Source organism: Acidobacteriota bacterium (assembly GCA_003696075.1).
Taxonomy (GTDB): domain Bacteria; phylum Acidobacteriota; class Polarisedimenticolia; order J045; family J045; genus J045.
This window is the reverse complement of sequence record RFHH01000086.1, coordinates 1-10,512: the sequence shown is the minus strand read 5'-3', so window position 1 is coordinate 10,512 and position 10,512 is coordinate 1. Positions and strand designations below refer to the sequence as shown.

Here is a 10,512-nt window from a genome sequence, read left to right as displayed (position 1 = left end):
GAAGAGGCCCGCCTGGTCCGGTCGGTTCTCGCCGAGGCGATCTCCGGTGGTCTGGCCGTCGCCGGGCCGGAGGAGACCGCTGCGGCGGCCGGCCAGGGGGCGGTCGCCCGCCTGCTGGTCAGCGACGGCCTCAAGCTCGCCGGGTGGCGCTGCCGGGCCGGGTGTCTGTTCGGGGGTGGCGCTCCTCCGCCCTCGTGCCCCACCTGCGGCGGCGAGGTCGCCCCGTGCGACCTCCCGGCGCGCACCGCCGAAGCGGTTCTCGCCGCGGGAGGAGACGTGGAGGTCGTTCATCCGCCGACGCCCCTCGACGAGGTCGGGGGCATGGCGGCCCAGCTCCGGTTCCTCGTCTGAGGCCGTGCCTGCCGGTATATTGCCGGGGCGGCGGGCCGGAAGGCCCGGCCGGCACGGAGGACGCCAGCCGATGCGTTGGTCGACCGGAGTGATCCTCGTCTCATCCCTCGCCGCGGCGGCCGCTCCCTCGTGGGGTGCCGGGCGGCTCGAGATCCCGGAGCGGGACTACGACGCGGGCCGCGTGGAGATCGGCACGGTCGTGGAGCACGACTTCGTCTTCCGGAACGTCGGCGACGCCCCCGTGCTGATCACGCAGGTCCGCCCCAGCTGCGGGTGCACCGTGAGCGACTATCCGCCCCGGATCGAGCCGGGCGAGGAAGGGGCCGTCACGCTGCGGGTCGACACCTCGAAACTCCACTCCGGAAAGCAGGTCAAGTCGGCCACCGTGGTCACCGACGCGCCCGGTGCCGAACGCGTGGTGCTCGAGGTCAAGCTCGATCTGTTCGCCGCGCTGGAGTTCCTGCCGAAGGCTCTGGTCTATCTGAGGGTGGACCAGGGCCACGAGAAGGTGGAGAAGATCCTCGCGCGCCCGCACCGCCCGGGCCTGAAGATCACCGACGTGGTCACGAACAGTCCCTACCTCGAAGCGACGGTGGCGCCGGCCGATGCTCCGAAGCGGGAGAGCGAGGGCGAGGGGCTCGCGTCGCTGCTGCTGCCGCGCGAGGGCGATTACTGGATCACCGTCAAGGTGAAAGACGACGCTCCGGCCGGGTTGCTGCGCGGAGAGGTGACGGTCCGGACGAACGACGAGAGCCATCCGACCGGAGTGATCCGGGTGAACGCGGTCGTCGAGGGACCTCGCAAGGCCGCGGAGAGCTGATCGCCTCGCCTCCGCCGGGGCCGTCGGAGCGCCGGGTTACAATCGGGTCGTGACGGAGGAACTGGCGCTGTCCGTCTCGCTGGCGCGGCAGGCGGGACGCGAGATCATGCGCTGGTTCGGCGGCTCCTTCGCCGTCGAACGCAAGTCCGATGACAGCCTCGTCACGCCGGCCGATCACGCGGCCGACGAGCTGATCCGCGCCGGGATCGCCGCGAAGTTCCCCGCCGACGCGATCCTCTCCGAGGAGACGGCCGACGATGTCGTTCGCCTCTCGAGCGAACGGCTGTGGCTCGTCGACCCGCTCGACGGGACCAAGCACTTCGCGGCCGGCCGGAAGGAGTTCGCCGTCATGATCGGGCTGGCCTTCCGGGGCCGGCCGGTGGTGGGCGTCGTCCACCTGCCGGCCGAGGGGGTGACCTACCTCGGCGAGGTGGGGTGGGGGGCGTTTCGCGAATCGGCGGCCGAGGGCCGCCGGCCGCTCGAAATCCGGCCAGCCGTCCCGGACGCTCGCGACATCGTCGCCGTCGTGAGCCACGTGGGTCGTCACGGGCGCACCGCGCGCGCGATCGAGGCGCTCGGCGCCGGCGAGGTGATTCGCTCCGGTTCGGTGGGACGGAAGGCGATGATGGTGGCGGAGGGACGGGCCGACGCCTACCTGACCGCGAGCCGGCACTCGCGCCACTGGGACTCGTGCGCACCCGAGGCGATCGTGCGCGCCGCCGGGGGAACGTTCCTCGAGGGCAGGGGCCGGCCGATCCGCTACAACACGGCCGAGACGCGCAACCTGTACGGGTTGTTCGCCTGCCGGCCCGGACTCGAGGCGCGCCTGGTGCGAGCGCTGCTCGCTGCCGAGGAGGTTCCGTGAGGCGGGGATCGATCGCCGCGATCGCCTGCCTGGTGGGAATCGGTCTCGCCGAAACTTCCGGCCAAGGCACCGAGTGGCTGGCTCTTCTGGACCGGGGGCACCCGGGACGTTTCGCGGGACGCTCGCTCTACGTGGAAGGAACGAAGCTCCTTCGCGAAGGAAAGCTCGAGGAGGCGAGGGCGGCGCTCAGGGAGGCTGTGGTCCAGGATCCGCTGCTCGTCCCGGGGTGGGTGAACCTCTCGGCCGCCGCGATTCGGGCCTGCGATGCGACGGAATCGCTCTTCGCGGCGCTGGTGGCCCGCCTATTGGACCCCGCGAGCGAAGGCGCCGCGGCCAACCTCAGGATCGCCTTGGCCATGGAGTGTCCGGAGCCGGAGCCCGCCCCCGATCCGTTGCGGCGACTCGAGCGCGACGCGTTCGCCCGGCAGCAGAGCGCGGAGCTGTGGACCGAGCTGGCGGCGGCCGAGCGGACGGCCGGGCACCGGTTGCTGGCCGTGCTGTTCGAGGCGTTCGCGGTGCAGCGGGGAGCCGACCCGGTGCACGCGGCGCGCCGCATCTCCTCCGACCTCGAGCGGGAAGGGCTTCTCGCTGCGGCGCTCGAGGCACTGGCGGCCGTTCCGGGCGACGAGGCGATCCGCGATCGGAAGGAGCTCCTCAGGTCTCGTGTGGCCCGGATCGAACCGATCGCCGACGCCATCGCCCGCGACGCCGCGGCGGCGGGCCTTCTCGACGATGCCGCCCGGAGGGCGGCGGCCGAGGTGGCGGCGGTCCACCTGGCGCGGGGGGAAGATCGGGAGGTGGTGCGCCGGAAGATCCGCGACGCCTTCGGTGTGGGGCGGCCGCGGACGTTGGCCGGGCCTTGGGGCGAGATCGACGTCGGGCCCGGATGGGTCGTGACCGGCGGGGGAGACGGCGGACCGATCCTCGAGGCGACCCGCTTTCCCGGCGACACCCGATTGTGGATTTTCCCCTGGACGGATCCCGATCCCGGAGCCCTCGCCTCCGGTCCCCTCGGGATCTTCGGCGCGGCGCTGCGGGGCCGGTTCGCCCCTTGTCCCACCGGCTCGGGGGGTGGGTTCTGCCGGCAAGGGCGGATCGCTGTCGATCTCGGCGCGGAGGCGGCGGCGCTCCTGGCGGTCCGGATCGCGGGACCGGGACCGGACCGCCCCTCGGTCGCCGCATTGGGTCTCGCGGGCGACGCCGGGTGCGGGGCGCCTTGCCGCCGGGACCGGGAGGAGGAACTCGCTCGCGTGCTCGCCTCCCTCCGGCCGGGCGCGGAGCTTCCCCCGCCGCAAGGCGAGTGGTCCCTCGAGTTGCCGCCGGGGTGGCAGCCGCCGGGCGCGGTGGCGGACGAGTCGTCCGCTCCGTGGCGCGGCTACCTGATCGGAGGCGACCTGAGGATCGATCTGCCCCCCGGCCTCACCGTCGCCCCGATCCGGCGGGACTTCCGGGACGCCCTCGCGGGTCCCGGGACGGTCCTGTGGTTTCGGGGGCGGTTCGTCGATCTCGACGGCAAGGAGGTCGTGATCGGGGACGCCGGCCATGCGGGTCTGGTCGAGCTACCTGGAGGCGGAGCGGCGAGCCTGGAAGCGGCGAGGCGGGAGCCGTCGGAGCTGGCGCCGCGCGCCGATCCGTCGGCCCGTCTGCTCGGAGCCACCGGTCTGGATGCGGTGCTGGAACGGGCCGGGACGGGCCAGGGCGGGGTGATCGCCCGCTTCGGCGGTGGGGCCTTCCCCGGCCAGTGGCTCGCGATGCGTGTCCTCGCCGGCGGGCGCGCCGTCGATGTGGTTCTTCCGGTCTCCCGGGGCGCCGACAGCCTCTCCTTGCTGTGGATCCCGCTGACGGTCCGCCCGGCCGACCGCCCGGGACCGCCGCCGCCCGTGGACCTGGGCCGGAGGTTTCGCGTCGCGTTCCGACGGTTCGAGCGGTCGGAGGACTCGGCCGACCCGCGCGGGGGCATCCTCAGCGCGCGCGACGTGGAACTCGCGGTGCCCAAAGGATTCGGGATCTCCCTGTCGGGCGGGTCCGGTGACGGGTTTCCGATCCGGCTGCGGGCGCGTTCCTGGCGCGGCGCCGAGGGGAAGCTCGAGCGATGGGCCCCCGGCGTGGATCTGGAGGCGCGCCGCCGGCAGGTGGAGGCGGAGGAAGGTGGGCCTCCCGCCAGCGGGTGGACGGAGCCGCGGCGCACCAAGGGCGGCCGGATCACCACGGCGGTCTACGAGGCCGCCGGGCGATGCCACGTGATCCTGGTGGGGGACGGCGGCGGCCGCGCGGCCTACCACGTGGAGCTGCGAAGGGGCGAAATGGACCCCGCTCGCTGGCGCGAGGCCTGCCGCCTCGTCGCCGCTTCGATCCGCTACCGGCGCGCCGCCCGCTGAAGCGGCGCGGGCGGCGGCTCGTCCTGGCGGGCCGTCAGAGGCCCAGGGCCCGCCGCACGTCGACCAGGCTCTGCCGCAGCACGAGCCCCGCCGGACGGCTGGGCATCCGGCCCATCGTGGCGGGGAAAGCGACCGACGCCTGGATCCCGGCGGTTCCCGCGAGCGGCCCCGTGCCGACGCCGCTTCCCCTCCCCGACGCGGCCGTGGCCGCGTGCGGGGTCAGCGGGTCGATCTCGATGGGGATGTCGGGACGGCTTCCGGGACTCCGATGATGGTGGTAGTCGAACACCGCGTACCGGGCCCAGTACCACATCGGAAGCCCCTCGGCCGGCTCGACGATGTAGGGATCCTCGGGGGGCGGGGGAGCCGCCCACGCGGGAAGGACCGCCACGACGAGAAGGGAAAGGGCCCCGAACAGCACCGCGCGAGAGCGAACCGACATGGAACTCTCCTCCAGTCCTGCGGGGCAGAATCGGCATGACGATCTAACCACGGGGAGTGGAGATCTGTCAACGGGGGGCTAACGGGACCGTAAGTCGGAGGCCGCTCCGGACGGGGCGGCGTTCAGGCCGAGAGCGCGAGGAAGGGCTTCGAGCCGCGAGAGAATCCGCGCGCCGGGGATCCGAACGAGCTCTCCCAGCGGCGTTCCCCCGGTCGGCACGAGGAGATGGTCGAGCCCGGCGGCCCTTGCGCTCCGGATGTCGAGGGCCATGTCGCCCACGTAGACCGTCTCGTGCGGGGCCGTCCCGAGAAGATCGAGCGCTCGGAGCAACATCGCCGGCTCCGGCTTCGGCGGGATCCCGCCATCCGGCCCGAGGACCGCGCGCACGCTTCCGGAAAGGCCGAGCCGCTCGACGATCGGACCGGTGAAACGGGCGGGCTTGTTGGAGGCCACCGCCAGCCGGAGTCCCGCCGCGGCGAGGAGCCGCGGCACCTCCGGCACCCCCCTCATGGGTCGCGTCGCCTCGAGGAAGATCTGGGCGTAGCGCTCGCGGAACAGGCGCACACCGCGCTCCACGTTCTCCGGTCCCACGTGGCGCGCCATCAGTGCCTCGAGTCCGTGGCCGACGTCGCGCCGGACCCGGCGCACCGAAACCGCCGGAAGACCGAACGCGGCTCGTGCCCGGTTCAGAGCGTCGGCGATGGCCGCGTAGGAATCGGCGAGCGTTCCGTCCAGATCGAAGATGACGGCGCGGTAGCGGGTCATGGCCGGATGCTATCATCGCCCCTTCCCGGCAGGTCACTCCGGTCCTGCGGCGGCCGGCCAGCCGTCCGGGCCAGGGCCCGATGAGCGAGCAGCGCTCCCAGAAGATCCCGGTCGCGATACTCGGAGCCACCGGGGTGGTCGGACAGCGGCTTCTCCGGGCGCTCGACGGCCATCCGTGGTTCGAAGTCGCCGAGGTCGCCGCCTCGCCGCGCCGTGCGGGGATGCGCCTGTCCGAGGCGGCACCGTGGCGTCTTCCCGGCGGGCCTCCGGCCTTCGTGGAGTCGAAGCTGCGGGCCCCCGATCCGCGGCAGGTCCGTGCCCCGCTCGTCCTGTCGGCGCTCGATGCCGGCGCCGCGCGAGAGATCGAACCGGCGTTCGCCGCCGCCGGACGGGTCGTCGTCAGCAACGCCGCCGCCCACCGGATGGCGGAGCACGTGCCGCTGGTCGTGCCGGAGGTGAACGCGGAACATCTGGCGATCCTTCCGCGTGGGGCCCGTGGGGTGATCGTGACGAACCCGAATTGCTCGACGATCGCGCTCGCGCTGGCGCTCGCCCCGATCGCCCGCGCGCGGCGCGTGACCCGAGTGGTCGTCTCCACGATGCAGGCCGTCTCGGGAGCCGGCTATCCGGGCGTGCCGGCGCTCGACATCGTCGGGAACGTCGTCCCCGGGATTCCCGGTGAAGAAGAAAAGATCGAGCGCGAGCTTCCCAAGATCTTCGGCCGGCTCCGTGACGGCCGGGTCGAGCCGGCATCGATGCGCGTTTCGGCGCACAGCCACCGCGTTCCGGTGGAAGATGGCCACCTGATGGCGGTGAGCCTGGAGGCCGACCCGCCGATCGAACCGCAGGAAGCGCTGGAACGCCTTCTGGAGTTCCGCGGGGAGCCGCAGGAGCGGCGGCTACCATCGGCTCCGGTGCGACCGGTGGTGGTGTGCACCGATCCGCATCGCCCGCAGCCGCGCCTGGACCGCGAGGCCGGAAACGGTATGGCGGTGACCGTGGGCCGGGTCCGTCGCTGCCCCGTGCTCGGCCTCCGCCTCGTCGTCCTGGGGCACAACACGATTCGAGGAGCGGCGGGAGGAACGCTCCTGCTGGCCGAGCTCCTGGCGGCGCGGGGGTTGCTGGGATGATCGTCATGAAGTTCGGCGGCACCTCCGTGGACGGCGCCGAGGGACTGGCGCGGGCGGCGGGCATCGTGGCGGAGCACCGGGATTCGCAACCGGTGGTCGTCACCTCGGCGATGGCGGGGGTGACCGATGCGCTCGTGCGGTTGATGGAGCGCGCGCGGCGCGGGGATCTCGAGGCGGTCACGCGGGGGGTGGACGAGCTCGGGGCCAGACATGCCGCGGTGGCTCGCGAACTGGCGCCCGGAGACGAGGCTCTCGCCGCCGGACTCGACGCGGAGCTGAGACGCCTGCGCGTGGCGCTCCGGTCGGTCCGATTGAGGGGGGAGCTCTCCGAGCCGGACGCGGACGGCATCATGGGGTTCGGCGAGCTGATGGCGCAGCGGTTGTTCGCCGCGGCCCTGCGGCGCGCGGGTGTGGAGGCGGAGGCGGTCGATCCCCGGACCGTCGTCGTCACCGACGCGCGGTTCGGCGCGGCCCGTCCGAATCCGGCGGCCACCCGTGACCGCGCGCACCGTCACCTGGTACCGCTCGCCTCGCGCGGTGCCGTCCCCGTCCTGGGCGGATTCGTCGGGGCCACCCCGGAGGGGGTCCCGACGACGCTCGGGCGCGGCGGATCCGATCTGACGGCGACCGTCCTCGCTCGCGCGATCGGGGCCCGGGAGGTCCAGATCTGGACCGACGTCGACGGCCTGATGACGGCCGATCCGAGGCTCGTGCCGGAGGCGCGGGTGCTCCCGCGGGCCACCTTCCGGGAAGCGGCGGAACTCGCCGGCTTCGGCGCCCGCGTGCTTCATCCCGAAGCCGTGGATCCGGCGATGGCTTCGGGGGTTCCGGTCCGCGTGCGCAACACCCTGGCACCCGATCGCCCCGGCACGCTGCTGGTCGGGGACCGTTCCGGGCATCCGGAGCGTCCCGCAGCGGTGGCTTGCCGGGCGCCGGTGGAACTGCTGCGCCTGCACGATCCGGACCGCGTCCGCGATCCCAGGTTCCTCTCGGCCCTCGTCAGGATCGCCGGCCGGGCGGACCGCCTTCCTCTCGGCATCGCGATCGGTGCCGGGGGGCTGGAGCTGCTTCTGCCCGAGGGACGGGAACTCCCGGTCGGTGACGGCTCGAGCCGGGTGGAGCGCCGGTGCGGCCTCGCTGTCGTCGCCCTGGTGGGGGAGGCGCTCGCCCGGTCGCCCGAGCTTTGGGGTCGCGTGCTGGAATCGGCGGCGTCGGCGGGGATCGAGCGCCTGTTCCAGGGCCCGGAGGGTGTCTCGCTCGGGATGGTCGTGCCGCGGGAGCAGGCGGAGGATCTCGTCCGCCGGTTGCACGGCCGGTGGGTCGCCCGCCCGGCTCCCGCCGGCACCGGGGGCGCGTGATGACCGGCCGGCTCGCGATCGAGATCGTCGGTTTCGGCCGCATGGGCCGCGCGGTGGCTCGCGCGGCCGCCGAGCGCGGCCACCGGGTGGTGGCCGTCAGGACGCGGCAGGGCCTGCGGACGCCGGAAGGCGCCCCCCTTTCCGCCGCGCCGCGTCCCGACGTGGCGATCGAGTTCACTTGCGCGGAATCGGCGCCCGGGCTGGTGGAGGAGCTGCTCGATGCCCGGGTTCCGGTCGTGTCCGGCACGACCGGGTGCGAGGCCGCCATGCGGGATCTGGCCGCCGTGGCGCGCCGGCGGGGCGTCGGTTTTCTGTGGGCTCCGAACTTCGCGCTCGGCGTCCTGGTGATGTTCCGGCTCGCCCGAACGGCGGCCGCAGTGCTCGGCACGAGAGTCGATTTCTCGCCCTACCTGGTGGAACACCACCACGCCGGCAAGCGCGATGCACCGTCCGGGACGGCCCGCCGGCTCGCGGAGATCGTTCTCGACCGGACGCCGCGGCTCGAGCGGGCCGGTCCGGTACCGGAGGAGGGGCCGGCCCCGCCCGACCTCCTGCCGGTCGCGTGGATCCGCGCGGGCGCCGTCCCCGGCACCCACGAGCTGGGTTGGGAGGGACCGGGCGAATCGCTCGTGCTCCGTCACGTCTGCCGGGACCGGAGCGTCTTCGCCAGGGGCGCGGTCGCCGCGGCGGAATGGCTCCGCGGGCAGGACGGACCGCGGTCGGCCGACGAGATGATCGAGGCGTGGCTGGAAGGCAGGGGAGAAGGAGGCCAGCGATGACGCACAGCAGGATGCGAGGGGTCTTCACGGCGCTCGTGACGCCGTTCCGGGAGGGTGGCGCCGTCGACGAGGAGGCCTTCGTCCGGCTCGTCGACCGGCAACTGGAGGCCGGAGTGCACGGGCTGGTGCCTTGCGGGACGACCGGAGAGGCGCCGGCACTCGAGCAGGAGGAGTGGGAGCGCCTGGTGGCCGTCACCGTCGAGCGCGCGAAGGGGCGGGTTCCGGTGGTGGCGGGCACCGGTACGAACAACACGGCGCTGACGATCGCGAGGACGCGCCGCGCCCGGGAACTCGGCGCCGACGCCGCCCTCGTCGTGACGCCGTACTACAACAAGCCGAATCCCGCCGGTCTTCTGGCTCACTACCGCGCCGTCGCCGAGGAAGGGGGGCTCCCGATCGTCTTCTACAACGTGCCCTCCAGAACGGGGCTCAACGCCACGCCGGAGATCCTCCGCCCGATCGCCGAAATCGAGCTCGTCCGCGCCGTCAAGGAGGCTTCCGGGAGCCTGAGTCAGGCTCACACGCTGATCAAGGAACGGCCGGGCGGGGTGGCGGTTCTCTCCGGCGAGGACGAGCTGACCTGCGCGATGACGCTGATGGGAGGCGACGGCGTCGTCTCCGTGGTGTCCAACGTGGACCCGGCCGGGACCGTGCGGATGGTCGAAGCCGCGCTCGCGGGGGACGCGGAAGCGGCTCGGCGGGAGCACGAACGCCTGCTCGACCTGATGCGGGCCCTTTTCGCCGAGACCAATCCCGTCCCCGCCAAGGCGGCCCTCGCCGCGCTCGGGCTGTGCGCCGACGCGGTCCGGCCCCCGCTGGCTCCCGCCTCGCCGGCGACCCGGTCCCGGTTGGAGAAGGCACTCCGCGCCGCGGGGCTTCTCGGGCCGGAGCGGTGAAGCCCCGGTGTCCGGCCACGAGGATCTGAAAGCCGCGATCGAGCGGCTCGCCGGCGAGCGGCGCCCCGATCTTCGATCCGCCCGCGAAGCGGTCGAAAGGCTGCTCGATCTTCTCGAGGAGGGCCGGGTGCGGGCCGCGACTCCCGACGGGTCGGGCGGCTGGACGGTGCACCCCTGGGTCAAGAAAGGGCTGCTCCTCGCGTTCCGGGTCTCGAAGGACCTCAGGTATCCCCCCGCCGGTCCGCTCGGCTCGCGCGACAAGGATCTCCTTCCTCCGAGAGGGATCGGCACGATGCCCGGCGTGCGGCTCGTTCCGGGCGGCAGCGCCGTGAGGCGCGGAGCGCACGTGGGTCCGGGCACCGTGCTCATGCCGCCGTGCTACGTGAACACGGGGGCGTACGTCGGCCGCGGTGCGATGATCGATTCCCACGCCCTGGTCGGCTCGTGCGCCCAGATCGGCGACCGGGTCCACCTCGCCGCGGGAGCCCAGATCGGCGGCGTGCTGGAGCCCCCCGGCGCGGCTCCGGTGATCGTTGAGGAGGATTGCTTCGTCGGCGCCCTCGCCGGCCTGTTCGAGGGAGTGCGCGTGCGGCGCGGAGCGGTGATCGGGGCCGGTGTGGTCCTCACCGCATCCACCCCGCTGTACGACCTCGGCGAGGAGCGCATCCTCCGGGCCGGCTCGGACGGCGTGCTCTCCGTTCCCGAGCGGGCGGTGGTCGTGGCGGCCG

Annotated in this window: 11 protein-coding genes; 9 read left to right on the top strand and 2 right to left on the bottom strand. The window is 73.5% G+C overall.

The window, feature by feature from the left end:
• The 4 genes from D6718_05765 to D6718_05750 form a co-directional block, all read left to right on the top strand.
• Nucleotides 1-351, top strand: a 351-nt coding sequence (locus D6718_05765; protein ID RMG46370.1) for a hypothetical protein, incomplete at its 5' end; no start/stop codon positions are given.
• A 70-nt stretch (nucleotides 352-421) separates the two neighbouring features.
• Nucleotides 422-1,171 carry a DUF1573 domain-containing protein gene (locus D6718_05760; protein ID RMG46369.1) on the top strand — a complete coding sequence of 250 codons (750 nt, stop codon included), beginning with the start codon at nucleotides 422-424 and terminating at the stop codon, nucleotides 1,169-1,171.
• Nucleotides 1,172-1,220: 49 nt separating this feature from the next.
• Entirely contained in the window at nucleotides 1,221-2,036 is an 816-nt protein-coding gene (locus D6718_05755; protein RMG46368.1) for a 3'(2'),5'-bisphosphate nucleotidase CysQ, read from the top strand.
• Nucleotides 2,033-4,414 (top strand): hypothetical protein, encoded by a 2,382-nt coding sequence (locus D6718_05750; protein ID RMG46367.1) that lies wholly within the window; start codon nucleotides 2,033-2,035, stop codon nucleotides 4,412-4,414. Before D6718_05755 ends, D6718_05750 begins: the two co-directional genes overlap by 4 nt.
• A gap of 34 nt (nucleotides 4,415-4,448) precedes the next feature.
• Here the strand turns inward: D6718_05750 and D6718_05745 are convergent, their stop codons facing one another.
• Entirely contained in the window at nucleotides 4,449-4,856 is a 408-nt protein-coding gene (locus D6718_05745; GenBank protein RMG46366.1) for a hypothetical protein, read from the bottom strand.
• A gap of 78 nt (nucleotides 4,857-4,934) precedes the next feature.
• Complete coding sequence (locus D6718_05740; GenBank protein ID RMG46365.1) at nucleotides 4,935-5,621, bottom strand: HAD family hydrolase; 687 nt, start codon at nucleotides 5,619-5,621, stop codon at nucleotides 4,935-4,937.
• A gap of 80 nt (nucleotides 5,622-5,701) precedes the next feature.
• On the opposite strand from D6718_05740, the gene asd reads away from it, so the two are divergent.
• From asd to D6718_05715, 5 genes are all read left to right on the top strand, one after another.
• On the top strand, nucleotides 5,702-6,751 hold the full coding sequence (gene asd / locus D6718_05735) for an aspartate-semialdehyde dehydrogenase (GenBank protein RMG46364.1): 1,050 nt from the start codon (nucleotides 5,702-5,704) through the stop codon (nucleotides 6,749-6,751).
• The gene (locus tag D6718_05730; GenBank protein ID RMG46363.1) at nucleotides 6,748-8,109 is read left to right on the top strand and encodes an aspartate kinase; all 1,362 of its coding nucleotides are present in this window, start codon (nucleotides 6,748-6,750) and stop codon (nucleotides 8,107-8,109) included. Before asd ends, D6718_05730 begins: the two co-directional genes overlap by 4 nt.
• Nucleotides 8,067-8,888, top strand: a complete 822-nt coding sequence (gene dapB, locus D6718_05725) for a 4-hydroxy-tetrahydrodipicolinate reductase (protein RMG46362.1) — start codon at nucleotides 8,067-8,069, stop codon at nucleotides 8,886-8,888. The genes D6718_05730 and dapB overlap by 43 nt, the downstream gene beginning before the upstream one ends.
• Nucleotides 8,889-8,899: 11 nt before the next feature.
• Nucleotides 8,900-9,784 (top strand): 4-hydroxy-tetrahydrodipicolinate synthase, encoded by an 885-nt coding sequence (locus D6718_05720; GenBank protein RMG46361.1) that lies wholly within the window; start codon nucleotides 8,900-8,902, stop codon nucleotides 9,782-9,784.
• A 7-nt stretch (nucleotides 9,785-9,791) separates the two neighbouring features.
• A partial coding sequence (locus D6718_05715) for a 2,3,4,5-tetrahydropyridine-2,6-dicarboxylate N-succinyltransferase (protein ID RMG46360.1) occupies nucleotides 9,792-10,512 on the top strand: 721 nt, incomplete at its 3' end.

Bases quoted from the DNA above. Each gene is read 5' to 3' on its own strand.
- D6718_05760 (RMG46369.1), top strand. From the start codon at position 422: ATGCGTTGGTCGACCGGAGTGATCCTCGTCTCATCCCTCGCCGCGGCG.
- D6718_05745 (RMG46366.1), bottom strand. From the start codon at position 4,856: ATGTCGGTTCGCTCTCGCGCGGTGCTGTTCGGGGCCCTTTCCCTTCTC.
- D6718_05740 (RMG46365.1), bottom strand. From the start codon at position 5,621: ATGACCCGCTACCGCGCCGTCATCTTCGATCTGGACGGAACGCTCGCC.
- asd (RMG46364.1), top strand. From the start codon at position 5,702: ATGAGCGAGCAGCGCTCCCAGAAGATCCCGGTCGCGATACTCGGAGCC.
- D6718_05730 (RMG46363.1), top strand. From the start codon at position 6,748: ATGATCGTCATGAAGTTCGGCGGCACCTCCGTGGACGGCGCCGAGGGA.
- D6718_05720 (RMG46361.1), top strand. From the start codon at position 8,900: ATGCGAGGGGTCTTCACGGCGCTCGTGACGCCGTTCCGGGAGGGTGGC.